This window comes from Yaniella soli (genome assembly GCF_054782375.1).
In genome coordinates, this window is sequence record NZ_BAAGSP010000019.1 from 37,726 (window position 1) to 61,960 (window position 24,235).

Consider the following 24,235-nt stretch of genomic DNA (forward strand, 5'->3'; position numbering starts at 1 on the left):
GTGGATAACCTGCGAGCGTGTTCAGACTTTTCCACACTGCACACGACACGGTTGCAGAACACCCGAAAAACCCGATAATTGCCCGACCGACGGCAGTTGCAAGCGTTTCTAGACATGCCAAATTTGGGCATGCTGAATTCAGCCCTTATCTGAGGGGAGGAATGATGCGTCTGGGGTGTTACCGAGTTAGTTTCACGGTCACGGTGTCGCCAACCGAGCCTTGTCGTCCGGCGAGCACGATATATCTATCCACCACTTCAACGGTCGTGGAATCTTCGGTCACAGCGGTGACAACACCGGACACTTCTCCGACATCACCCAATAAACTGGCCACTGAGTCGGATAGCTGGGACGGATCCAACTGATTGGATGGGCCGAGGTCCAGTACTGTGCCGTTTTCGACCACGGCTATGCGGTCGGCGAGCGTCGATGCCTCACTGGGATCATGCGTGACGTATATTGCCGAGGTGCCGGTCTCCTTGACCACTCGTCGAATATCGACTGCCAGGCGTTGGCGCAGCCCACGGTCGAGTGCAGAGAGTGGTTCATCGAACAAAATGACGGACGGGTTGATCACCAGACACCGTGCCAGGGCCACCCGTTGCGCCTGGCCGCCAGAGAGCTCGGTGACGGCACGGTCGGCGAGTTCAGATATCTGCACCATGTCTAGTGCGTCGGCAACACGACGTCGACGCTCCACCGCGGGCACTTTTGCAGCTTCGAGGCCATAAGCCACGTTGTCGGCGACGGTGCGGTGCGGGAAGAGTTGGGCATCCTGAAACACCATGGTGCAGTCGCGCAGGTGCGGGGGAGTGGGTCGACGGTCGTCGTCATCGGTGGTCTTCCCAGCAATGGTGACGGTGCCACGTTGTGGGTGTTGTAGCCCTGCGATGACACGCAGCAGCGTGGATTTTCCGGAGCCAGAAGCGCCCAGTACGCCGAGAATCTCCCCGTCGGCCAGTTCGAGATCGACGCCGGTGAGCACCCGGTTGCCGTTGGGATAGGTCAGGTGCACATTGGTGACTTCGATGGCGTTCATGTGAATCTCCTGAGGCGTGGACGGATGCGTTCGCCGAGTAGTAGTGCGATGGATGCGACAATACCCAGCACGACGGCGGCGGCCAATGCCATGCCGAAGTTGTCGGCGCCGGGTCGGCCGAGGAGTCGCACGATGTAGATGGGCAGGGTTTGATATTCGGGGGACGCGAGGAAGCTGGTGGCTCCGAATTCGCCGAGGCTTACGGAGAAGCTCAGGCCCGCGGCGAGTCCGACCGCGCGGAGTATGTATGGCCCGTCGATGGTGGCCAACACGCGCGCCGGCGAGGCGCCCAACACGGCGGCCGCCTGGCGTTGTTTGGGGTCGACGGCGGCTAGCACGGGGATCAGGCTGCGCACGACTAACGGCAGCGCGACGACGGCTTGGGCCAGTGGGACGAGCATGCCGGATTGGCTCAGGCTCGGGTTCCACGCGTGCAGTGAGACGAGGAATCCGAAACCGATGGTCACTGATGAGACACCCATAGGCAGCATGATGAAGGTGTCTAGCAGCCGCTGCCCGCGAGCCAGTCCCGGGTGTTTGACCTGGCGTGTGATGACCAGTGAGAGGAGGATGGCCGCGACCAGGGTGATGACGGTGGCATCGAGCGCGATTTTGACCGAGTGCTCGAGCGCTTGGGCTGCGGTGGTGCCGCCGGCGAATCCCGTGCCGGGCGAGGTGAGCAGCAAGCGGTAGTTGTCTAGCCCATAGCCGTCATCGGTGGCCAGTGACCGTTCGAGCAGTGTGACCATGGGCCACAGGATGATGACGATCACGGCGAATAGGGTGATGGTCAACGGCAGCCAGTCGGCACGGGAAAGCTTTTGTCGACGTGGTTGCTGCAGGCGCAGCGCGGTCGTAGTGCGATGGGACAGTCGTTGAGTCAGCCAAACCGACGCGAGCACAAACACCACCTGCAGCGCCGAAAACACGGCGGCGGTGCGCAGATCGAGGAACGCTTGGGTTTGCCGGAATACTTCGGTTTCCAACGTGCCCACGCCGGGGGAGCCCAGTGTTCGCACGAGCGAGTACGCAGTCGAACAGTACAGGAACACAAGCCCGGCGGAGGCCCCAATGGCGGGTGTGAGTGCAGGCAGGGTAATGGTACAAAACGCCCGTGCCCGTGACGCACCGAGACTGCGGGCGGCTTCGACGGTGCGCGGATCCAGCATCTGCCACAGGCCACCCACTTGCCGGGCGATGAGGCTGATGTTGAAGAACACCATGGCCGCGACCACGGCCCAGGTGGTTTGGTCGAGTCCGAGGAACCCGAGCGGTCCGTTGGTGCCCAACAGCGCACGGAAGGCCACTCCGACGACGACGGTGGGCAGCACGAATGGGATGAGTGTGACGGAACGCAGCACGTTGCGGCCGACGAAATCGGTGCGGTACAAAATATAGGCGGCGGGGATACCGAACAGGACCGAGCCTAAGGTGCCCAGCGAAGCCATCGTCAGGGTGTGGCCGACGATGGCCCAGGTGCGACCGGTGGTCAATACGTCGCCAAATGTGTTGAGGTTCAGGTTGCCGGCGTCGTCGGTGATGCCGCGTACCAGCATCGCGCCGACGGGCCAGGCGAAGAAGATGGTGAGGAAGGTGAGGACGACCGCGAGCGCGGCGCCCCACCCGAACCGGGTGAGCACGTTTAGTTGGCGTTCTCGTAGAGCTCGGTCCACTCGTTCAGCCAGGCATCCCGGTTCTCGGAGACCACGGTCAGGTCAGCGCTGATGGGGTCATCGGCCAGCTGCGCATACTGTTCCCATTCGCCGGGCAGTTCGACGTCGTCATCGACCGGGTACATGAACATTTCCTCGGGCAGCGATGCTTGGAATTCGGTGCTCAGTAGGAATTCGATGAACGCTTTGGCGCCTTCAGGGTTGGCGGCTTCCTCCAATACCCCGGCGTATTCGACCTGATCGGTGCACGTGGCGGTGATGGTCGAGGTGCGACCTTCTTCGGCTGACGGTGACGACGAGTAGGACAGTACCAGCGGATACTCACCGTCACTGGTGGAGGTGAAGTCACTGTAGTAGGCGTCGGACCAACTGGAGGCAACCTTGGCGCCGTTGTCCAGGAGGTCTTGCCAGTAGCCTTGCCAGTCATCTTGGGCGGTCGCCGTGGCCACCAAGAAGGCGAGCCCGGGTGACGACACGGTTGGGTCGGTGGTGACGAAGAGCCCCTCATATGCGGGATCGGTGAGGTCAGCCAGCGTTTCTGGGGGCGCGAGGTCGGCGTCTTCGAACCACGCATTGTCCATGTTGACGCACACTTGACCGCGGTCGATCGGCGCTAGGTGGCCGTCTGTATCAGTTCCGACCGTGTAGTCTGCAGCGCCGCCCAGTTCGACGTCGTGGGTGGTGAGCATGTTTTCTTCGAGCAGTGTGGGTGCCGAGTAGTTGTCGATGCCATAGACCGCGTCGACGGTGGGATTGTCCTGCTGCAAGATCAGCTGATTCAACACGGCTCCGGCATCGCCTGGCGACGTGGTGGTGATGGTGTAGCCGGTGTCTTCTTCGAATGCCGTCACGAGTTCTTCGGGCACATTGAACGAGTCGTGGGTCATGACCGTGACGGTTTGGGATGCGTCGTCGGTGGCATCGGGCGCTTGGTCGGTCACCGAGCAACCGGTCAGTATCAGCGTGGTGGCGGCGAGCGCCGGGACGAATTTTTTCATGAGGTCCTCCTGTCGTGTAGGAGGGCACGCTATGCGTGGAGAGTTACGACTTCCTCCGCCAGTATGAACTGGAATCAGGTTCGAGGGTCTGCGCGAGCACTCTCAGCAGCTTCGTTGGACTGCTCCCCTGTCGATGTCTCCAACCTACCGCATTGCCATACCCTGCGCATTGTTGGCCCACAGTGTGACGTTATTTTGCTTCGTGGCCCTGTGGGACGGCGGCTTGGGCGCGTCGGGTGCCGACAATATCGACGATGGCGACGACCATGGCCAGGGCGACCATGAGCATGATGAGGCCGAAGGCGCCGACGAATGCCCAGTTCCAGGAGTAGGCGGCGGCCAGCCCGAATAGCATCGAGGTGATGAGCGCGGTGCCGATGGAGGTGCCGACTCGTTGGCCGGTTTGCATGACGCCTCCGGCCACCCCGGAGACGTGTGCGGGCACTTCGATCAGCGACAGTGTTTGGTTGGGCGAGATAATGAAGCCCTGTGCGGCACCCATCAGTGACAGCGTGAGGATGAGCCACCAGATGGGCCAGTCCCAGAGTTGGACCCCGATGACGACGAGGATGGATGATCCCAAAGCGGTCAGGGTCACGCTCATGCCCCAGGCGACCATTGCGCGACCGGTTTTCAGTACGTAGCGTCCGGCGATTTGGGAGGTTATCGAGGTGGCAAATGCCGAGGGTAGGCCCACGAGTGCTGCGACGAGTGCCGAAATGCCGTGGCCTGTTTGTAAAAAGATTGCCACGGTGACCCAGACGGAGGTGGAACCGGTGAAGAAGAGTCCAATGAGTAGGGTGCCGTTGCGGTAGGCCCGGTTTGTGAACAGGTTCATGTCGACCATGGGCGACCCGCCGCGTCGTTTATACCGGCGTTCCCACCACACCCACCAGGTCAAAATCAGCAGGCCCACGGGCAGCATTGCGAAGTAGATGCCGCCTTTATCGAGTTCTAAGAAGGTCCACATGACCAATAGTGCACCGAGGGTAAAGGTGATGGTGCCGATAGGGTCCAGATCGGGTTTGGTGCGTGCCTCGTCGGTCACGCCTTCGGGGACGTAGCGCTGCCACGCCGAGGTCGGAAAGTTGCGATAGGCGAAGTAGATGGCGGCCACCGCGATGGGTACGTTGACCAAGAACGTCCAACGCCAACCCCAATCGGGGCCCAGTAGTGCGATGAGTCCACCGCCCAGGACGGGACCGATGGCTACCGAAACGCCGACAACGGACCCGAATGAGGCGAAGGCCCGTGCACGGCGGGGCCCGTCAAAGAACTGTTGGATGAAGCCCACGGTTTGTGGGTTCAGCAGCCCGGAGCCGAAGCCGGTGATGAAGCGTGCGACGATCAGCATGGGGCCGTTGAGTGCGAGTCCGGCGATCAGTGATCCGAGCCCGAACAGCCCGAGTCCGGCGACAAAGAGTTTGCCTCGGCCAAGGGTGTCGCCGGCGCGACCACCGGCGACCAGCAGCACGCCGAAGGCGAGCGTATAGCCCGAGAGCACCCACTGAATTTGGCTGGTGGGCGCGTCGAGTGAGGCTTGGACGGAGGGCAGTACCACGTTGATCGAGGAGATCGACAACAGGGACATGAACACGGGTACCAGCACCACCACCAAGATGGCTCGTTGGATACCGGTCATTTTTTCTGTGGTCAAGACATCATTATTTTCTGGAACTGACTTGGGGTTGGGGCAGGGTGACGGCACGCATGGAAGCGCCGTGGTCAAAGAGATCTTGGGCCATAAAGGAGACGACCCGATGTTCCGGATAGAGTCGGCTCAACAGTTGGCGGGCCTGGTCGTCGTGTGGGTCCACGAAGCGCGGCACGATAATGACGTCATTGAGCACCAGGTAGTCGATGTAGGACCAGTTGACCGGACCGCGCATATCCGAATGCGTTTGCGGGGCCGGCATGTCAATAATTTCTAGCTGGTTGCCGTTGGCATCGGTGGCTTCAGACAGGATCTCGCGTGCCTGGCTGGTGGCGGCGTGATCCGGATGGGTCTCGTCGGGCTGGGTGTGCAGCAGGACGCGGCCGGGCGAGTGGAAGGCGACGAGCTGGTCGATGTAGCCACCCCAGCCGGCCGGTGCTGCACCGCGGGTCAGGCCAGAGGGTAACCAGATGATGTGGTCCAGCCCCACATCGCGGCGGAGCTCGCGTTCGACGGCACGCGTCGACCAGCCGGGGTTGCGCCGCTGATCGGTCAACAGGCGTTCGGAAGCTATTGCCGTACCGTTGCCGTCGGTAATCCAGGAACCGCCCTCGGAAACCATCATCGATAGGAGGCGCTCGCTCCACCCAGAGGTCGTCGGGCGCAAATCCATCAGGGTGCCGGGCAGGGTATCGTCCAACCCGTATTCGACGCCTGGCAGCCGGCCAAAACCGTTAAAGGTAAAGTCGACCATCCCTAAAACACGACGTGGTCGACGGCCTCCGTTGGACTGTGGACGACGCGACACGACCATCGTCGGACCGGTACGGCGCAGTGCCGCATTATGAAAAGGGATCACCATGGTGTCGAGGCTCGAGGAGGTGTGTGAGGACACCGTGTGCTGATCATCCGGATCAACTAACAGCGTGACGGGCACATACTGGTTGATGGTCTCGGCCAGCCGCGTCCACGCACGACGTGCAGAAGATAGTTGCCACATGGCAGAAAAATTCACGGTACCGGCGCGAGGAAAATGCATCCAGACACGTTGGATTGGTTCCGTTTCGGCCGGGGTAATCCACCGTGACCCTTGAGTCATCAGGCATTCCTCCCTTGAAAACCGGTTGAGTGAGCGGAACAGTGCGTTGAGTTCCCGGGATAGTGTACCGAACCAACCTGAGAAGTCCCGGAACGCCCAGCGATCTACTATCTTGTCATCCTACTAGTTCTGGCGTCGAAAGTCGTAGGAGTTTTCCGCCCGCGCCAGCAGGCGTCACGGACAAAACCTCGATTAGACTAGCTGCGTTGTGTCCCAATTCATGCACGTCCACGAGGATTCTTGTTGCTCTACGCATTGCTAGGCGTCGCTATCGGGGTGTTGTTACCGAATCAATCTGCGGTCAACAACCGGTTGCGCGCTTCGGTCTCCACCCCCTGGGTCATGGCCGTCATCTCGTTTTTGGTCGGTACCATCTGCTTGGCGGTCCTCACCTGGGCCACGGTCGGCACCGTCAGCTTCGACGCCACGCTGTTCGTCACGCAACCCTGGTGGTTGTGGATCGGTGGGCTCGTTGGTGTCGTCGGGATGACCACCACCGTCTTATTACTACCTATTTTGGGCGCACTGTATTCGACGGCGCTGAACCTGACCGCTCAGGTCATCACGACGATGGTCATTGATCATTTCGGGCTGTTTGGCGTTGACGTCTACCGTGCCACGAGCTGGCGACTGACCGGGGCGCTCGTCGTCGTGGGCGCGGCACTGCTGGCTGTCCTTGCCGGTCGAGCCCGTCCGCAGCGTCAGGTCGCCCCGTCGCCTGGCTGGTACGTCATCGGCATCGCGGTGGGTGTGTGCTTTGGTATTCAGGTCGCCGTCAATGGTCAACTCACCGGCGTACTGGGGTCAGCCATCCACGCCGGATTTATCTCGTTTGTTGTGGGCACCGTGGCGTTACTGGTGTTGGTGGTCATCACGCGCTCGTCTCTGCGCATCACCGTACCCGCGGCAGAAACGCACAACCCCTGGTGGATGTGGTTGGGCGGGCTGCTCGGTGCGCTCTACGTCACCGGCGTCGCGTTTCTGTCTCCTCTGATCGGGGCGGCAGCCACCGTCATTGTCATCCAGGTCGGCATTATTGCCGGCTCGTTGGTCGTCGATCACTTCGGCGTCTTATCGGCACCAAGAAAACCAGTCCAACCACTGCAAGTGATCGGACTGGTGATCATGGTTGCCGGTGTGCTCATTATGTACGCACCCGAACTGTTTGGTTAGTTTGTCAGGGCCTCGCTGATGAGCTGCTCCACCTGTTGTGGAGACAACAGACCCTTTGCAAGGACCAGGTCAGTCACCTTTGCACCGGTTGCATTGGCTTCAAGCGCCAAAGCGGTTGCTTCCTTGTAGCCGACCACCGGTGAGAAGACGGTGGCGAGACCAGCTGAACCCTCCACAATGTCTCGCATGAGTGACTCATTTGCGGTGATGCCGTCGATACATTTTTCTGCAAACATGGTTGCCGCGTTGCTCAGCGTCGAGATCGAATCGAAAAGGCCCCGAGCCATGATCGGCTCAAATGGGTTCAATTGCAGTTGCCCCGCCTCGGACGCCATGGTGATTGCCGCATCGTGACCGGCCACTTGGAAAGCTACCTGGCTGACAGCTTCTGGGATGACCGGGTTGACCTTGCCCGGCATAATCGACGAGCCGGCCTGACGAGCAGGCAAATTGAGTTCACCGAAACCACCCGACGGGCCAGACGACAGCAAACGCAGGTCATTGGCAATCTTCGACATCGATGTCCCCACACGTTTGAGCGCACTCGACAGGTCCACGAAGATTTGTGTATCAGCGGTAGAAGCGATCAAATCTGGAGCTGAGGCAATCCCGGTGAGACCGGTGATGTCACGCAGATGGTGGATGGCGCGCTCGCGGTAGCCGGGATTGGCATTGAGGCCGGTACCAATGGCGGTACCACCCAGATTGAGTTCCAGCAGATCAAAACGAACACGTTTCAGACCGGTTTCGGCACGTTCGATCATGACGGCCCACGCCGCAAACTCTTGGCCCAGTGTCATCGGGACGGCGATCTGTAACTGGGTGCGCCCCATTTTGACCGTCGAGTCGAAGACTTCAGCCTTGGTGCGCAATGATTTTTTCAGCACCGCTAGGTTTTCCAACAGGAGACCGGTCATGTGATGTAGCGCCAGCTTCAACGCGGTGGGGTATACATCGTTGGTCGACTGGCCCATGTTCACGTGGTTCAGCGGATGCAGGACGTCGTAGTCGCCTTTGGCATGCCCGAGATGCTCTAGGGCGCGGTTGGCGATCACCTCGTTGGCGTTCATGTTTGTCGAAGTGCCTGCGCCACCTTGAATCATGTCCAAAATGAACTGCTCGTGGAACTGTCCTGCTGCGATCTCTTGCGATGCTGCAATAATCGCATCGGCAATCGTCGTTTCGAGGCCACCAACATCGCGGTTCGCTGCCGCGGCCGCCTGTTTGATGATTGCCAGCGTGGAGATGAGCTCGGGAAATTGTTCCAGGCGCGTGGACGACAGCTGGAAGTTTTCTGCTGCACGAACAGTGTTGACACCGTAGTAGACGTCGGCCGGGAGTTCCACGGGGCCGATGAGATCGGTTTCGGTGCGTAGATGGGTTTGAACTTCAGTCATGACTCACTTATCCATATCCGCGCTGGCGCATACTGCCGTAGGACTGCACCAACGCGGTTGACACATACAAAGACCCGGGTGCAAAACCCGGGCAAGAAAACTCAGAAGCGCTCCATGATGTAGAGCAGAGTTGTCACACACACCATTGTGGGCAACGTTCATGTCCAGCTTGTGGCCGGACATGTTGGGCTCATCATACAACTCATGACATCGAAGGGCCGGGATGTCTCATCGCTTACACGGTTATCCACAATTGAGCGCGACACGAAAGAGGCGTTGGAAAGTCACAATTAGGCTACAACCCATGATCACGTATGCCCGCCCGAGAGCTCACGATTCGGTATCCAACCACGTGAGAGCAACGATTGGATATAACGAAACGATAACGGTACTATATGAAAAGCAATCATCGATTTCCCTTTCTTGGTGACCACACACTTATGACTGTTTCCGAATACCCTTCACGCCGTTCGCTGCGCGAATCAGGCAGCACAAAGAACGAGCGCACGAAAGCCTCCGTCGTCACGGCAGGCATAGCAGTTGCGGTGTCGTCTGCTGCAGTGACTTTCGGCGGCAACGCCGTAGCTGAAGGCGACCTCTTTGCATTTGGCGAGACCGCCCATGCAGATGCTGCAGGCGCATCCGTTGAGGAAGCACCACGACAGACCACCGTCATTCCCGCTGCCATCTCCGGCGGCGACGAGCGTGTTGTTGCGAAAATGACCGACGAAATGGCCGCTTCACAAGTTGGTCTGGGTCGCCTCCATCAAGAAGGTGAAGGGGACGTTGCAGCCGGTCAACTGGCCGTGGCCGAAGCACAGAACCCAGACAACGGTTCCCAGAAGAACCTGCCGGGCAACCTGCAGCTCAGTTTCCCCGCGGAATCCACTCGCACCTCGTCGACCTTCGGCATGCGCAGCAACCCCACGGGTGCCGGTACGCAGTTTCACGTTGGCACCGACTTCCCAGTCCCAAGTGGTACCCCGGTCAAAGCCACAGAAGCAGGAACCGTGAGCTTCGCAGGTGTGCACAGCACCGGTGGTAACCGTGTAGAAATCGACCACGGCAACGGCGTCATTACCGCGTATAGCCACAACTCTCAGCTCAGTGTCGGGGTTGGCGAGACTGTATCGCAGGGCGACACCATCGCGCTGGCCGGATCGACTGGTAACTCCACCGGGCCACACATTCATTTCGAAGTCAAAGTGAATGACAAATGGGTGGACCCCGAGTATTACTTGCCATCACAGTCCGCTGACGACGCATCTGAGAAACGGCTATACACCGTCTCGAGCGCCGACTAGTTCACAAAACTCTTCGATATTGTCTGGTTCGTTGAACCTGACAATATTTCGTTAAGACAGCGGGAGAATCCGTTCGAGAAAAGACTTCAGGGCGTTGTGGTCCCGACGAGATAACGATGCGGTCAGCGATTCTTCGATGCTCCGCACGCTCTTCACGGCATCGGAATAGATAGCACGACCGGCTTCAGTGATGCCTAGCGCCTTGGCGCGTCGATCCGTGGGGAGGGTCTGACGGACCAGCAACCCTCTGGCTTCCAAGCTTTTCGACAATGTGACGACCTGCGATGGATCAAGATGCAGAATCTGAGCCAACTCGTGCTGTGTCGGCGTGTGGCCATCGGCAATGAACGCAAGTGTCGAATATTGTCGAAGGTCCAGCTCACATTCGGTCAGCGCTGCAGACAGCTCAGTGCGAAACACGTGTTCCATTTGTGACAGGTAGAAGAACAGTGGTGACCCTAGCGGCGAATCTTGAGCGGCACGAAGCGGCGATGCGCCGCGGTGTCCGACCTCAGTGCCAGATCGCCGAGCGGAAGGAAAAGCCATAGTGTCACCTCAAGGGTATGTGCGGTTGCGATACGTCGTTGTCTATAACCCTACTGTTCGACCCTCGCCGGCTGTTGCACTTCGTGGTGGAATCGAAGATAGGGGTACGCTCTCGATATGATGAAAATGGTCAAGAGTGCCTTACCGGGCTGGTTATGGCTCATGGTTGCTGCGGGGGTACTCACCCAGACAACTGCCAATCTGGTTCGACCGGTCACCAGTTATAAGTTGATTTCGCTTGGCTGGGGTGAGACAGAAATTGGTATCGCAACCGCGGCCTATGCGCTGTTGCCGCTGTTCCTGGCACTACCATTTGGCCGGTTACAATCTCGATTGAAATCACCACGAAATTTCGTGATCCTCGGTATCCTCATTCTGGCGATCGGTGCCGCATATTTGGCGCTGACCGACCATATCGTCCAACTGATGATCGCATCTGCTGTGCTCGGGGTTGGGCACCTGATGTTTACTATTGGCGGTCAAAGTATGATCGCCAGACGATCGAGTGCCACACAAATGGATGCAAATTTTGGTTGGTTCACCGCCTCATTTTCGGTGGGACAGATGCTGGGGCCGTTACTATCCGGCATCATTTTGGGCGATACATCGCTGACCCAAACCCAGGCCGGTGGGGACGACTTCATATTCAGTGTGAACCTCGCCTTATGGATTGGTGCGATCACCTCAATCATCGCGGTGCCGGTGCTCTACACCATGCGAGCCTCGCAACAATCACCCGTCACGCAGACCCAAGACATCGTGGTGGTTGAACCAGGCACCAAGCCGTCAGCATTCAATATTTTGAAAATGCCAGGAGTTGCTTCGCATATGCTGGCTGCACTGGCGTTGCTTGCCATCCTGGATATTTTAGTGGCCTTTATGCCACTCGTGGGTGAATCCATGGGCGTCTCTCCGATGGTTATCGGTGCTCTGCTGGCAGCCCGTGGGGCCACCTCGGTCATCTCACGAATCTTTATCCAACCGTTGTCAGCACGTTTTTCGCGTAATGTTTTGGTGCTGGTGGCCCTGCTCGTTTCTGGCGCCACGATAGCGGTGGTCCCGCTCGTGCTCGGGCTAGGAACGCCCGGCGTGGTCGCAGCATTTATTTTCATGTCGGTGGGTGGTTTCACGCTTGGTGTGGGTCAACCGATGACCATGACGATGATTTCTCAGGCTGTACCGCGGTCATGGCGGGGGCCAGCATTGGCTCTGCGGCTCATGGGTAATCGGGTTGGCCAAGTGGTGTTGCCGATTGCGGCCAGCGTGGTTGCCGGGCCGGTCGGGCCAGCCGGCGGTGTGTGGTTCGCCTGTGCTGTGTTGGGTGTCTCGGGAGCAGAACGGTTGATCAGCAGACGGACCGGCCGCAACCCACTGAGGACTTCGGGGAATTAGTGTTCGGGTTTGCGACGGGCGACAATCCACCAGATGCCCGCGCTGAGACACACGAGACCGGCTATACCGGTGAGTAGCCACCAGGAACCGGTGCCTGACAGGCGTTCATCGACGTCGGCGTCGAGTGCTGCGTCCTGCGGTGACCCGGTTGCATTGCGGTCAGGCGAGGCCCGTTCGGCTTTGATGGCGTTTAGTTCATCTTCCGAAACCGGTGGCAGCGTTTCCAGGGCAGGTGTTTCATCGGCATCCCGGGGTCCAGGCATGATGAGCCGCGACCCATTATTGGAGTCGGTGCCCCACAGCTGTGAGAGCAGGCGGCGCGGGTTCGAGGTGAACGGGCGAATATCGCGCTCTACGGGCCCAGATGATGCATCCGTAGGCGGTGTCGGTGGGGGACTAGGGGCCGCGTCGTTGCCGTCCGGGGTCGAGGTGGGCGCCGGCTGCGTGTTCGGTGGAGCCACTGGCTGCGACGGTGCCGGCTCAGGCCATGTCTCATCCGGTGTGGTCGGGCTTGGGGCAGGGACCTCTGGGTCCTCTGTCTCAGTCGGCGAGGGCTCGGGTTCTTCGGTTGTCGTCGGGTCTGTCGGCGAGGGCTCCGGGGTATCCGTTGCGCCGCCTGTAGGTTCGTCGGAGGGTTCTTCGTCTTCTTCGTTTTCTTCGTCTTCGTCGGGGGACTCTTCATCGACTTCATCTTCGTCGTCGGCATTGACGGTGATTTCGCATTGGAGCGCTGGTGTCTCCTCATCACCCTGCTGCAGCTTTAACACCAGCGGCTCACCGAGTTGGTAGGCGATTTGAATCTCGGAGCTGGAGTTCACTGTCTCTGCCGTATTTCCGACGTGGACGACATCGCCGGGGCTGGCATCTGAAACCTCAATGGTGACGAGACCGTCGACTGTCTCGATCAGGCTACACTCCATCTCCCGTGTGGGCTCTGGCGTGTCAGATGCCCCGGGGGTCGGCTCGGGTGGCGGGTCAGGGGATTCTTCAGTGCTCGCCTCGGTTGGCGCTTCGAGCGTTGGCTCGTCGACACCACTTTCTGGTGATTCAGCAGTCTCAGAGGGTTCAGGCTCGACGACATCCGCATGTGCAGCACCCAGTGAACCGCAGGCCATGAGACCTGCGGTTGTCAGTGCGCCGATACGAGTTGCCAGTTTCATGCCCGAGTTATAACTTTCTTCGCGACGAGGCCACGGTCGCCCTCGGAGGCGAGATATTCGACCTGTTGTCCCTCTTCGAGCTTGCGGAAACCGGTCTGGACAATACCGGTATGGTGGACGAATACGTCCTGTGACGCGTCGTCGGGGGTGATAAAGCCGTAGCCTTTCTCGGCGTTGAACCACTTGATGGTTCCGGTCTGTCGAGCTGACATCAAAAATGTCCCATTTCTTGTCGCGTCTGCCAAATGCAAAAAGGTGCGTGCACCACCGATAAAAGTTTACGCCACTGGTTAATTTTTCGCTTGCTGAGCGGCTGTGTACAAAGAAAATCCCGCTGCCAAATGAAAGGGGATCATCTAGCAGCGGGATTACAACATCACTCGCACCTTGAAGAGGTACTTATCAGTCTAATAATTCTTGTTTGATATTGCCCGAACGTTAGCTGTGAACTTCCTGGGTGTATTTATTGGCTGCTGTAGCCGCGCAATTTGTCGAGTTCACGACGTTCTTTTTTGGTGGGGCGTCCGGCGCCGCGCTCGCGTCTGGGCACAGCCATGAGATAGCGAGGGATCGGCTCGGGCGAGTGGTCAGTGTAGTGCTTGATGGCCACCGGGTGGCCGACGCGCTTTTCGAGGAGTCCGGTCACTTCGATGATGCGTTCCCGGCCCGGCTGGCGAAACGTGACAGTTTGACCAACCCTGAGCTTATGTGAGGGCTTGACTGGCTCGCCATCGACCTTAATCTTCCCGCCCTTGACTGCGGTGTTTGCTGCTGAGCGAGTTTTGAAGAGCCGAACAGCGTGCAACCAAACATCAACACGAACAAATTCCATAGGGCGTTAGTGGTCCCGGATATTGCGGAACTGGGATTTGTGAAAGACCAATGGTTCGATGATGTTTGTGAAATCGGCCAGGTTATGCACTTCTAGAAGGGCTACGAGGTGATCACCGGCAGGAAATTCGCCGTAGACGGATGTTTCTAACCACAGTGCCGCATCGGCAACCAAGATAGCGTCGTTGCTCGTCTGGGTTTCAAGATGGGCGAAACGGTCGGTGCCCTTGGCTGCCATCTGGCGTGCGATGGTACCTTGACCTTCGCCCAGGATGGAGATGCCAATTCGGTGGGCGTCACGAAGCAGTGGCCATGTGGCGGAAGTATATTGCACAGCGACTGATACCAGGGGTGGGTCGAGGGAGACTCCCACGGTGAACGAGGACGCAACCATGGCCTGTGGGGTGCCGTCATCGGTGTAACCGGCTAGTGCCGCCACGCCGGAGGGGAACTGCCCGAATGCACTGCGCAATGACAGCGGCGAAATATCGTGGGATAGCTGCGCGGTGGTGTCAACGTCGTTAGCTTGCAAAGCAGTAGTCACAATCATGCCTTAAAGGTTTTGCGCCCGAATGCGCTCGAACGCTGTACTTGCCCGACACGGCGTGTTCCGTGAGGCCAAATCATCACCTGGGGCACCCCACTACAACGTGGGAGGGTTGCCGTCTTACCAGCCAGGGCTACAGTTTGGTAAGAGCTCGTGATTCTGCAGACTAGACTAACGGATTTTTATGACCAGTGACAGTGGACTTTGTCACATTTCGTCAAACCGGTGACGAATTGCGTCGGCGTGAGCGTGGAGCCCTTCGGAGGTAGCCAGTGCCTGAATGCCTTTTGACAGTGGTTCCAAGCCGGTTTTGTCGTAGTGGATGCGTTGTTGCAGGCGTAAGAAGGAGACGGTGTTGAGCCCCGAGGAGAATCGTGCCGTACCGGAAGTCGGCAGCACATGGTTCGAACCGGCAGAATAGTCGCCCAGGGGCACCGGTGCGAAGGCCCCCAGAAAGACCGCTCCGGCGTGGGTGATTTTTTCTAGCACGGCGTCGTTATCTGCGGTCTGGAGTTCGAGATGTTCGGTGGCAATCGCGTTGGTGACTTCAATGGCCTCGTCGAGCGTTTCAACGACGAGTGCGCCAGACTGTTGTCCAGTCAGCGCTTCGCGGATTTGATCTTCCAGTACAGCTCCGGGGACCTGAGCTTCGATTTCGGCCACCACGGCTTCAGCCAGATCCATCGAAGTGGTGACCAGTACCGAAGCCGCGAGTGGGTCGTGTTCGGATTGGGAAATCAGGTCGGCTGCAACCCAGGCTGGATGAGCCGTTTGGTCTGCGAGCACCAAAATTTCGGACGGGCCAGCGACCGCATCGATACCAACCTGACCAAGGAATGCCTGTTTCGCAGCAGCTACATACACATTGCCCGGTCCGGTGATCAGATCGACCGGCGCGCACACGGTGTTGCCGGCGTCGTCATCGGCACCGAGGCCAAACATCGCAATGGCTTGAGCCCCGCCGGTGGCATACACTTCCTCAACGCCTAGCAGCTGGCAAGCAGCCAGGATGACGGGGTGGGGGAGTCCGTCAAAATCGGTCTGCGGAGGCGAGGTCACTGCGATGGATGGCACCCCGGCGGCCTGGGCCGGCACGACATTCATGATGACCGATGAAGGGTACACCGCACGGCCACCGGGAACATAGAGACCAACGCGTTGGATGGGGAGCCAGTGATTTTCGACGCGGGCGCCATCCGCTAGTGGCACAACTGTGTCTGGTGGCAATTGCGCGTCGTGGACGGCGCGGGCGCGGGCGATGGACTCTTCTAGCGCAACGCGAACATCACTCTCGAGTTCTTCCAAAGCCCGGTCCATTGCGGAGGTGGGCACGCGCAGGGTCTGCGGGCGCAGACCATCGAAGCGTTCGGTCAGTTCTAAAACTGCCGTGGCGCCACCGTGTCGTACCTGGTCAATGATAGGTTCCACGACGGCCGAAGCATCGGCAACTTCGAGTTTGGCACGCGGCATCACGGTGGCCGGATCATAGGTGGTATTGCGCAAATCTGCGATGTTCAGCATGACTGTTAGTGTAGCGGTTTTCAGCTTTAATTAAGATCGTGCTGACAGGATGGAGCCCATGTTGCAATTAGGAACCGAAGAGGGACCGGCGGAGCCGACCGAATCGCCCTCGTTACCAAATGTTGAAGAAGCTGTACCCGAAAATGTGCAGGATTCGGCTCTTGAAAATATTGACGCGCTGGGTCCAATAGTCGGTGTGTCATTGAACATCGCCATTGGTGCCCTGGTGGGAGTGGTACTCACAGCGATTGTGGCACTCGTGGTGCGCTTCGTGCTGCGTCGACGTCCACGGCTGCGGTCGCACCTGAAGACAGTGCTCGGGCCGGCCTTCGTCGCGATGTTCTTTTTGGGTGCCCGCATTGGACTCGAGCTGTCCGGTCAAGAAATCTCCGGTTACCAGGTGCTGGCGTTCCTGCTGCTCATTGGTACGGCCGCAGGTTTTGCCTGGTTGGCGCTGCGTGTGGTCAATGTGATCGAGCGACGCGTGGAGCTGCAATACGACGAGGTCACTACCGAGGACCGTCGCGGTCGCCGTATCAAGACGCAGATGCAGCTCATCAAGCGTGTGCTCAATACGATCATTATTATTATCGCGCTTTCCGCGATTCTGTTAGCCATCCCGCAGGTACGGGCGCTCGGCGCCGGTATTCTTGCGTCTGCCGGTTTGGTTTCAGTTGTGGCTGCCCTGGCAGTGCAAACGATGCTGACGAACGTGTTCGCAGGGATGCAGCTGGCGTTTACCGATGCGATTCGTGTCGGCGACGTCGTCGTGATCGACGAGTACTACGGCACGATCGAAGACATCACGATGTCGTATGTGGTGCTGAAAATCTGGGACGGTCGACGGATCATTTATCCATCGTCCTACTTCACGACCACACCATTCGAAAACTACACACGTGTGGGGTCGGAGTTGTCTGTGGGCATCGACTTCGAAGTGGATTGGCGAGTCAACGTGGAGCCGCTGAGGGCACGGTTGCGTGCACTGGTTGAGTCCTCGGATCTGTGGGACGGTCGTGACGTCTCGATTCAGGTGCTCGACATTTCCAATGATCGTGCCACCCTTCGCGCAGCTGTCTCAGCACGAAATGCAGGCGACCTGTGGGACCTGCAGTGTCTGGTCCGCGAAGACACCATTAAATTCATTACCGAGGAATATCCCGAAGCCATGAACATCATGCGCATCGAAAATACGCCACCGGGACCATCGGCAGAACTCACCGAGGCGGCGACCACCAAGGACACTTCGTCCAACGGATCAGCCGCATCGAAGCGTCAGGAAGCTTGGGATATGAACCGAGTGCCGGAAGTCGACACAGGCAAAGTTCGCTCCCGGCGCGGTAGCGAACCGCCCGTTGAGCGGGGCTGGATGCCCACGGTCCCACGCAAGAATGAGGACGGTTTAGTCGAAACCGGCCCGGATACCTCTTCGGTGCCACTGACACAGCCATCTGAAGACGGTTCGATGTACACCGGCTCGATTGCCGCACTCGAACGCGGTGCAGATATGGCCGGACCGGGCGAAGATGTCTACCGCGCCCGTCAGCAGCGCACCGACGAAGTCGACGTGGTCGAGGGCGATGAAGAGGCCCAAGAGGACACAGACACTCGCAAAGAGTGATCAGCGCGTCAGATGAGCCTCATAGAGGTCTTTCATCTGTGCTGAAAAGGGCACGAAAATCACCTGCGCAACAGACACGGTTTCGGCCATTGCTGAAACCGTGTCTACTCCTGCGGCCACAGCATCTTCATGTGGCCAGCCGTAAACCCCTGCTGAGATGGTCGGAAAAGCCACCGACCTAGCCCCCAGCTCATCGGCGACCTCGAGTGAACGCTGATACGCACTGACCAACTGGTTGCGGCGATCCGTGCGAGCAGAATACACCGGCCCTACGGTGTGGATCACCCACCGTGCCGGCAGGTTCCCTGCGGTCGTGGCAACCGCATCACCTGTTGCCAACCCCTCCGGCAGGCTCGTGGCGCGGAGCTGCTTGGTGGCAGCCAAAATGTCGGGACCACCGGCCGAGTGAATCGCCCCGTCAACGCCGCCGCCACCCAGCAGAGTGGTATTGGCGGCGTTGACGATCGCATCAACCTCGATCGTGGTGATGTCACCTTGTTTCACGAGCAGTTCCACGCGTTACTCCTTGGCGCTCGTGACGATGGATTCTTCCGGTACTTTTACCGAAAGGACCGGTACCGGCAGCTCACGCAGCAACTCATCGGCTACCGAGCCCATCATGAATTTTGAAAACCCGGAGCGCCGCGCGGCACCGATGACCACCATGTAGGGGTGCAGTTCGGCCACGACATCTTTGAACTCGTCGGCGGTGGAACGGCCACGTGAATACTGTCGAAATTCAGCGGCGACGGGGGCCTTGGCCAAATACTGTTCCAGCTGCTCCGTCTCAGCACGGGTCAACTGGGATTCTGCCCGATGTTCGGCCCCGGGGCCAGCATTGATGACCACGACGGGCATCGAGAGTCGTTCGGCCAGCGCCAAACCGTGATCTAACGCGGCACGGGACGTGTCTGATTCCTTGTATCCAATCACAATCGTCATGGGTTAACTCTTCGCATTCGATAGCAAATAGTCCAGAGTTGCAGCCAGGGTTAGCTTGGCTGGGTCACGCACCACATCCGGCAGTGTGGGATACAGCTGCATCGACAGATCGTGTACCACCACGGAGTGTGGATCCACCGGGGTCAGTATCGCAGGGTGGTCCGAGATGAGCTCGCGAAGCTGTTCCACGCGTTCCAGCCGGTGGCTCCGATACTCGTCGGCGGTGCGCGCCACAGAATCCAACGTGGGGCCGTGGGCAGGCAACACGGATACCTGACGCCCGTCAACTTCAAGCCCCTCGAGCGTGTCCATCGACATCAGATAGTCGTAAAGGTCCCCGTCCGGATAGTCGAGCATCGTCGTGCCCTCTCCCAAAATGGTGTCGCCGGTCAGTACGGTGCCACCGGGATGTGGAGCAGCATCGTCATCAGGGAGCATAAAGGACACCGAATCCGAGGTGTGCCCCGGGGTGGGGACCACCCGGAGGTGCGTGCCAGCAGCCGCAATCACTTCGTAAGCTAACAGCGGTGAAGCCTCGCGACACCAATCCTCATCGACTGCACGCACGGGTGCACCAAAACGCTGGTGGAAGGTGTCCACGGCTCCCGTGTGATCGAAGTGGTGGTGGGTCACCAAGATCAACTCGACGGATCTACCGCCCAACACCTCGGCCACTGCATCGGCATGCTCTGCGGCACCTTCGCCAAAACCCGGATCAATAATCATTGCGGTATCGGCACCGGGCGCGGCCACGACGTACGTATTGGTCCCCGTGAGTGTCATGCCGGATGGATTGTCTTGGGTAACTCGTGTTGTGAACTGGCTACTAGCCAGGGTGATAGAAGAACTCATATGGTGAGTCTATGGAATCAGCACAAAATTCTGGATACTCGACACCCGGTAAACCCTTTACCCGCGATACGAATTATATTAACGACCGTATTGTGGCCGACCCCGACGCCCACAGAGCAGCCGAGACCTATGAGTACAACACCATCGGTACCCTGACGACGGGTCTAACCCAAGACGCCGAAGCCTGGCCCGTGGAGGCCAACCGCTACCGCCTGGTGGCAGCTTGCGCCTGCCCGTGGGCAAACCGCACCATTATTGTCCGTCGCTTGCTCGGGTTGGAAGACGCGATCTCGCTGGGCACACCCGGCCCCACCCATGATGCTAACTCCTGGACCTTCGACCTGGATCCGGGCGGTGTTGATCCAGTGCTGGGCACGGAGCGCATTCAAGAAAACTATTTCAAACGCTTCCCGGATTATCCACGCGGTATCACGGTCCCAGCAGTGGTAGATATTCCGAGCGGTGGTGTCGTAACCAACGACTACCCACAGATCACGTTGGACTTTTCCACGCAGTGGACTGCATTTCATCGCGACGGCGCACCAAACCTGTTGCCCGAAGAGCACCTGGATGAAATGTGTTCGGTGATCAAACGGATCTTTACCGAGGTGAATAATGGCGTGTACCGGGCAGGTTTTGCCGGCTCACAAGACGCCTACAACGAGGCTTATGAGCGACTGTTTACGGCCATGGATTGGTTGGAAGAACGTCTGACCACTCGACGTTATCTGATGGGCGACCATATCACCGAGGCCGACGTGCGGTTGTTCACCACGCTGGTGCGTTTCGACGCCGCGTACCACGGCCACTTCAAATGTAACCGTAATAAGCTCACGGAATTTCCGGCCCTGTGGGCTTATGCGCGCGATCTGTTCCAGACGCCCGGTTTTGGCGACACCGTCGACTTCCAGCAGGTCAAAGACCACTACTATATCGTCCACCACGATATTAACCCGACCGGGATTGTGCCCAAGGGGCCGGTTCTGAGCGAATGGCTCACCAAACACGGGCGTGAAGACCTGGGTGGCTCACCGTTTGGCGACGGTACCGCGCCTGGTCCAGTGCGTGAGGGCGAAGGCGTAGATCCTGCCAATAACCCGCTGTATGCCTAAATTTCTGTACGCGGCCGCACCCAGACCTCGGTGATCTGGGTGTCCTCGGGCGCTTCGATCACATGACGGATGGATCGGGCCACGGTCGATGGCTCGATCAGCGGTGCAGGGAGTGTCAGCGGATAGTTGTCGTCCCATTCGATCATGGGGGTGTCGACGTGGCCCGGGGCAACGGTGGCTACCCGGATACGCTGGGTTTTGGTGCGCATCCGGATACCGTCGGCCAGTGCCTGTAGTGCGTGTTTGGATGCCGCATAAACCACATTATTCGGTGAGGTAGTGCGTGATGCGCCCGAGCCCAAGAACACTACCGTGCCGGCGGACTCACGTAATTGTGGCAGCAGTGTCCGGGTGAGTTCTGCCGGGACGGTGACGTTGAGGTGCATGACCTCCGACCAGATTGCTGCCGTGGCATCGTCGAACGCATAGCGTGGGGCAATGGCCGCACAATGGAGCAGGGCATCGACTTTTGGCAACAGCCCAAATGTTTCGGCAAACGTGGACGTATCGGCAAGGTCGCAGCGAACTGGATAAATTTCGTCACCGAGACGATTCAGTTCGGCTAACTTGGCCGCATCGCGCCCCTGAGCCACGATGGCGTAGTCATCGGCGAGCTCTTCAACAAGTGCGCGACCAATGCCACCGGTGGCTCCGGTGACCACGACGACCTGCCGATTGGTCACGGTCAGGGCTTTGAGGTGATCAGTGATCTCCAGTAACTGTTGGGCGGTGGTCATAAGGCTCCTTAGCCCGTCTGGGCAGCGAAGACGGCACGCAAGGTGTCCTCGGGCAGCTGCTGGGAGAGCAGCACCGCCAACAGGATGCGTGCCTGGTACGTGTTGAGTTGGTTGGCGCTGAGTGCTCCGGCAGCCAAGAGCGTGACTGCACCGCCGTTCCCATAGATCGGGGCCACCGGTCCGGACGGCACTCGAGTCGACAACACCACCGGAACACCAGCCTCGACTGCTGTTTCAACGGCCTTTGTGAACGTCGGCGGGGCATTGCCGGCGCCGACGCCTTGCAACACAATGCCGTGCGCGCCGTATTCAAGTGCCGCATGGAACAGTTCGGCCCCGCTGCCCGGTGCTGCATCGATGACGGGAATATCCAACTGCGCGAAGTTCGGGCCGGGGATATCGAGGATCGGATACGGTGCCGGGGTGGCCAGGCGTGTCAGCTCGTCATGATAAAACTGCGCAACCAAGGTGCCGCCGGAAAACGTTGAAGTCGCCAGGGTATGGCGTTTGCGGGTATGCCGAGCTGCATGAAATTCAGCATCGAAACCGATCACCACACCGGCATCGCGCATATGCTCAGAACCTGCAGCGATCACGGCCTGGCGCAGATTCTCTGGTCCATCAGTATCGGCCTGATCTGCCGCACGCTGTGCCCCCGTTACGACCACCGGTTTGGGCGAATCGTGCAGAAGGGAGAGGAAGAAGGCCGTTTCTTCCATCGTGTCAGTGCCATGGGTGATGACCACCCCATCGACGTCTGGGGTATGAATGGCTGCGACGACTGCCTGTTGGATGGCGACCAGATCCGCAAACGTCAGATGAAACGAATTGATCTGCAAAACATCTTCGGTCGTGATCTCGGTGCCCAGCGTTGTGGATTCCAGCACTTGTTCGGTCGAATCGGCGACAACCGCCCCGCCCGTTTCGGCGCGCGAAGCGATTGTGCCCCCGGTACCGATCACATGTACAAAGCTCATGCAGCTATTGTAGATGGCCCGGGTTAGCGGATGTCACCGGATACATAAACCCAGCGTCCGCGCTCGCGGGCGAACGTCGAGCGTTCATGCAAGAAATCGCGGGCGCCATCCGGGGTACGCAAATGTGCAACAAATTCGACGATGCCGGTGTCATCGCTCGGCCCGCCATCGATGGTCTGGCGAATACGAAGCCGCCGCCATGCAACACCGGTAGGAGCTGACACGTCATCTGGCCGCGTCTCCGAGTGCCAGCTTTCCGCCAGATATGCGCTATCTTGCACCACGAATGCCGTGTATCTGGAACGCATGAGCGCCTCTGCGGTCGGTGGGAGGGCGTCGCCGGTCAAATAGGGGCCGCAGCATTGTTGATAGGTTTCAGCTGTGCCACACGGGCACCGTTGTTTTTCCAACACCATGGGTAAAACCCTACCGCCGCAGCCTGTTCGCAGTGTTTATTCGGCCATGTATTCGTAGCGCCAGTCTGTATCGGGGGAGTAGTTCTCGCGAATGAATCGGCCACTAATCCAACGTTGCAGTGCCAGTTTTGACCCGGTTTTGTCGTTCGTACCGGAAGCGCGGCCCCCGCCAAACGCGACCTGGCCCATCAGGGCGCCGGTAGGTTTGTCGTTGATATAGGTCATGCCCGCAGCGTTTCGGAGCCTGTCCAGCGCTTGCGATATGGCAACCTGATCTTGTGCAAAGACAGAGAGAGTGAGCGCATAGTTTGTTGATGTATCGACCAGGCCCAGCATGTCCTCCCAGTCGTCGTCCTCGTACACATAGATGGTCAGCAGCGGGCCGAAGAACTCTTGTTCCATAGTGAACGCGTACGGATCAGTTGTCCTGAACATTGTGGGACGAACGAACCAACCTTTCGAATCATCGACGGTCCCGCCGGCTAATAGTTCATGGCTCTCGAGCGCTTTCGCCTCGTTGATTGCCTGCTCGAGTTTGCGCAGCGCCGCTTCGTCAATGACCGCCCCGACGAACGTTTCATGACTGGCAATGTCCCCGACCGGTAGCGATTCGACCGTATCGACCAGGTCGTCTTTGATCCGGTCCCACATCGACTGTGGAATATATGCCCTGGAGGCCGCGGAACATTTTTGTCCCTGGTACTCGTACGCGCCTCGGATCAGAGCCACCCGGACGGCATCGTCGTTGGCCGAAGGGTGCGCAACCACCGCATTTTTTCCGCCGGTCTCGCCCACGATGCGTGGGAATGACCGATAGGTTTCGATATTGTTGCCAGCTTTTTTCCACAGCGTTTGGAACACCGCGGCGGACCCGGTAAACGATAGTCCTGCGAAATCGCGGTGGGCCATGGCCACATCTGAGACCAGCTCGCCGGAGCCGTGGACGAGGTTGATGACCCCGGGCGGCAGACCGGCCTCTTCGAAGAGCTCCATCAGCACCGCATTGCTGTATGCCGATTTCTCAGCGGGTTTCCATACGACCACATTGCCCATGAGTGCTGCGGTCGCGGGCAAGTTGGATGCAATCGCAGTGAAGTTAAACGGCGTCATGGCCAACACGAAGCCCTCCAGCGGACGATGATCCAGATAAGAGATTGCGCGGATAGGGACCGGAAATTGGTGATTGGTTCGGGCGTGTCGCACAGGACAGGCATGGGGAGCTCGCGTTTCGATGGAAGTGCAAA

General features: G+C 59.0%; 24 protein-coding genes and 2 riboswitches. Of the genes, 5 read left to right on the forward strand and 19 right to left on the reverse strand.

What is annotated here, in order from left to right:
- Positions 1-178 precede the first annotated feature (178 nt).
- The 5 genes from ACYVJT_RS10605 to ACYVJT_RS10625 form a co-directional block, all read right to left on the reverse strand.
- Positions 179-1,039, reverse strand: a complete 861-nt coding sequence (locus ACYVJT_RS10605) for an ABC transporter ATP-binding protein (protein WP_343959938.1) — start codon at positions 1,037-1,039, stop codon at positions 179-181.
- Positions 1,036-2,712 carry an ABC transporter permease gene (locus ACYVJT_RS10610; RefSeq protein WP_343959941.1) on the reverse strand — a complete coding sequence of 559 codons (1,677 nt, stop codon included), beginning with the start codon at positions 2,710-2,712 and terminating at the stop codon, positions 1,036-1,038. The genes ACYVJT_RS10605 and ACYVJT_RS10610 overlap by 4 nt, the downstream gene beginning before the upstream one ends.
- Complete coding sequence (locus tag ACYVJT_RS10615) at positions 2,682-3,710, reverse strand: thiamine ABC transporter substrate-binding protein (protein WP_343959943.1); 1,029 nt, start codon at positions 3,708-3,710, stop codon at positions 2,682-2,684. The genes ACYVJT_RS10610 and ACYVJT_RS10615 overlap by 31 nt, the downstream gene beginning before the upstream one ends.
- A 33-nt stretch (positions 3,711-3,743) precedes the next feature.
- A riboswitch (TPP riboswitch) is annotated at positions 3,744-3,849 on the reverse strand.
- A gap of 51 nt (positions 3,850-3,900) precedes the next feature.
- Positions 3,901-5,367: an MFS transporter gene (locus ACYVJT_RS10620; protein WP_343959946.1), complete on the reverse strand. Its 1,467-nt coding sequence runs from the start codon at positions 5,365-5,367 to the stop codon at positions 3,901-3,903.
- Positions 5,368-5,374: 7 nt separating this feature from the next.
- Positions 5,375-6,463: an agmatine deiminase family protein gene (locus ACYVJT_RS10625; RefSeq protein ID WP_343959949.1), complete on the reverse strand. Its 1,089-nt coding sequence runs from the start codon at positions 6,461-6,463 to the stop codon at positions 5,375-5,377.
- Positions 6,464-6,706: 243 nt separating this feature from the next.
- On the opposite strand from ACYVJT_RS10625, the gene ACYVJT_RS10630 reads away from it, so the two are divergent.
- Positions 6,707-7,636, forward strand: a complete 930-nt coding sequence (locus tag ACYVJT_RS10630) for a DMT family transporter (RefSeq protein WP_343959951.1) — start codon at positions 6,707-6,709, stop codon at positions 7,634-7,636.
- Here ACYVJT_RS10630 and ACYVJT_RS10635 read toward each other — a convergent pair.
- Positions 7,633-9,033, reverse strand: coding sequence for an aspartate ammonia-lyase (locus ACYVJT_RS10635; RefSeq protein ID WP_343959953.1), 1,401 nt, complete (start codon positions 9,031-9,033; stop codon positions 7,633-7,635). The two genes, ACYVJT_RS10630 and ACYVJT_RS10635, sit on opposite strands and share 4 nt — an antisense overlap.
- Positions 9,034-9,473: 440 nt before the next feature.
- On the opposite strand from ACYVJT_RS10635, the gene ACYVJT_RS10640 reads away from it, so the two are divergent.
- The gene (locus ACYVJT_RS10640; RefSeq protein WP_343959955.1) at positions 9,474-10,337 is read left to right on the forward strand and encodes a M23 family metallopeptidase; all 864 of its coding nucleotides are present in this window, start codon (positions 9,474-9,476) and stop codon (positions 10,335-10,337) included.
- Positions 10,338-10,388: 51 nt separating this feature from the next.
- Here the strand turns inward: ACYVJT_RS10640 and ACYVJT_RS10645 are convergent, their stop codons facing one another.
- Entirely contained in the window at positions 10,389-10,883 is a 495-nt protein-coding gene (locus tag ACYVJT_RS10645; protein ID WP_343959957.1) for a MarR family winged helix-turn-helix transcriptional regulator, read from the reverse strand.
- Positions 10,884-11,000: 117 nt separating this feature from the next.
- Here ACYVJT_RS10645 and ACYVJT_RS10650 point away from each other — a divergent pair, with 117 nt between their 5' ends.
- On the forward strand, positions 11,001-12,275 hold the full coding sequence (locus ACYVJT_RS10650) for an MFS transporter (protein ID WP_343959959.1): 1,275 nt from the start codon (positions 11,001-11,003) through the stop codon (positions 12,273-12,275).
- On the opposite strand, the gene ACYVJT_RS10655 is transcribed toward ACYVJT_RS10650, so the two are convergent.
- From ACYVJT_RS10655 to hisD, 5 genes are all read right to left on the reverse strand, one after another.
- Positions 12,272-13,435, reverse strand: a complete 1,164-nt coding sequence (locus ACYVJT_RS10655) for a hypothetical protein (RefSeq protein ID WP_343959961.1) — start codon at positions 13,433-13,435, stop codon at positions 12,272-12,274. The two genes, ACYVJT_RS10650 and ACYVJT_RS10655, sit on opposite strands and share 4 nt — an antisense overlap.
- Positions 13,432-13,647: a cold-shock protein gene (locus ACYVJT_RS10660; RefSeq protein ID WP_343959963.1), complete on the reverse strand. Its 216-nt coding sequence runs from the start codon at positions 13,645-13,647 to the stop codon at positions 13,432-13,434. Before ACYVJT_RS10660 ends, ACYVJT_RS10655 begins: the two co-directional genes overlap by 4 nt.
- A gap of 251 nt (positions 13,648-13,898) precedes the next feature.
- The gene (locus tag ACYVJT_RS10665) at positions 13,899-14,267 is read right to left on the reverse strand and encodes an RNA-binding S4 domain-containing protein (RefSeq protein ID WP_343959966.1); all 369 of its coding nucleotides are present in this window, start codon (positions 14,265-14,267) and stop codon (positions 13,899-13,901) included.
- A 6-nt stretch (positions 14,268-14,273) separates the two neighbouring features.
- Positions 14,274-14,810 (reverse strand): flavin reductase family protein, encoded by a 537-nt coding sequence (locus ACYVJT_RS10670; RefSeq protein WP_343959969.1) that lies wholly within the window; start codon positions 14,808-14,810, stop codon positions 14,274-14,276.
- Between the two features lie 38 nt (positions 14,811-14,848).
- Positions 14,849-14,972, reverse strand: a riboswitch (SAM riboswitch).
- Positions 14,973-15,020: 48 nt separating this feature from the next.
- A complete protein-coding gene (hisD, locus tag ACYVJT_RS10675) occupies positions 15,021-16,334 on the reverse strand; it encodes a histidinol dehydrogenase (protein ID WP_343959971.1) in 1,314 nt (437 codons plus the stop codon).
- Positions 16,335-16,392: 58 nt separating this feature from the next.
- On the opposite strand from hisD, the gene ACYVJT_RS10680 reads away from it, so the two are divergent.
- Positions 16,393-17,955 (forward strand): mechanosensitive ion channel domain-containing protein, encoded by a 1,563-nt coding sequence (locus ACYVJT_RS10680; RefSeq protein ID WP_343959973.1) that lies wholly within the window; start codon positions 16,393-16,395, stop codon positions 17,953-17,955.
- Here the strand turns inward: ACYVJT_RS10680 and ACYVJT_RS10685 are convergent, their stop codons facing one another.
- The 3 genes from ACYVJT_RS10685 to ACYVJT_RS10695 are packed head-to-tail and all read right to left on the reverse strand — an operon-like array spanning position 17,956 to position 19,749.
- Positions 17,956-18,471 carry an O-acetyl-ADP-ribose deacetylase gene (locus ACYVJT_RS10685; RefSeq protein ID WP_343959975.1) on the reverse strand — a complete coding sequence of 172 codons (516 nt, stop codon included), beginning with the start codon at positions 18,469-18,471 and terminating at the stop codon, positions 17,956-17,958.
- 3 nt (positions 18,472-18,474) lie between these two features.
- A complete protein-coding gene (locus tag ACYVJT_RS10690; RefSeq protein ID WP_343959978.1) occupies positions 18,475-18,897 on the reverse strand; it encodes a universal stress protein in 423 nt (140 codons plus the stop codon).
- Between the two features lie 3 nt (positions 18,898-18,900).
- Complete coding sequence (locus ACYVJT_RS10695) at positions 18,901-19,749, reverse strand: MBL fold metallo-hydrolase (RefSeq protein ID WP_343959980.1); 849 nt, start codon at positions 19,747-19,749, stop codon at positions 18,901-18,903.
- A gap of 11 nt (positions 19,750-19,760) precedes the next feature.
- On the opposite strand from ACYVJT_RS10695, the gene ACYVJT_RS10700 reads away from it, so the two are divergent.
- Complete coding sequence (locus ACYVJT_RS10700; RefSeq protein ID WP_343959982.1) at positions 19,761-20,861, forward strand: glutathione S-transferase family protein; 1,101 nt, start codon at positions 19,761-19,763, stop codon at positions 20,859-20,861.
- Here the strand turns inward: ACYVJT_RS10700 and ACYVJT_RS10705 are convergent.
- The 4 genes from ACYVJT_RS10705 to ACYVJT_RS10720 all read right to left on the reverse strand — a co-directional run.
- Complete coding sequence (locus ACYVJT_RS10705; RefSeq protein ID WP_343959984.1) at positions 20,858-21,598, reverse strand: SDR family NAD(P)-dependent oxidoreductase; 741 nt, start codon at positions 21,596-21,598, stop codon at positions 20,858-20,860. The two genes, ACYVJT_RS10700 and ACYVJT_RS10705, sit on opposite strands and share 4 nt — an antisense overlap.
- Positions 21,599-21,606: 8 nt before the next feature.
- The gene (locus tag ACYVJT_RS10710) at positions 21,607-22,575 is read right to left on the reverse strand and encodes an asparaginase (protein ID WP_343959986.1); all 969 of its coding nucleotides are present in this window, start codon (positions 22,573-22,575) and stop codon (positions 21,607-21,609) included.
- A gap of 23 nt (positions 22,576-22,598) precedes the next feature.
- A complete protein-coding gene (locus ACYVJT_RS10715) occupies positions 22,599-22,991 on the reverse strand; it encodes a YchJ family protein (RefSeq protein WP_343959988.1) in 393 nt (130 codons plus the stop codon).
- A 36-nt stretch (positions 22,992-23,027) separates the two neighbouring features.
- The coding region (locus ACYVJT_RS10720; RefSeq protein WP_499418384.1) for an aldehyde dehydrogenase family protein at positions 23,028-24,235 on the reverse strand (1,208 nt) is incomplete at its 5' end.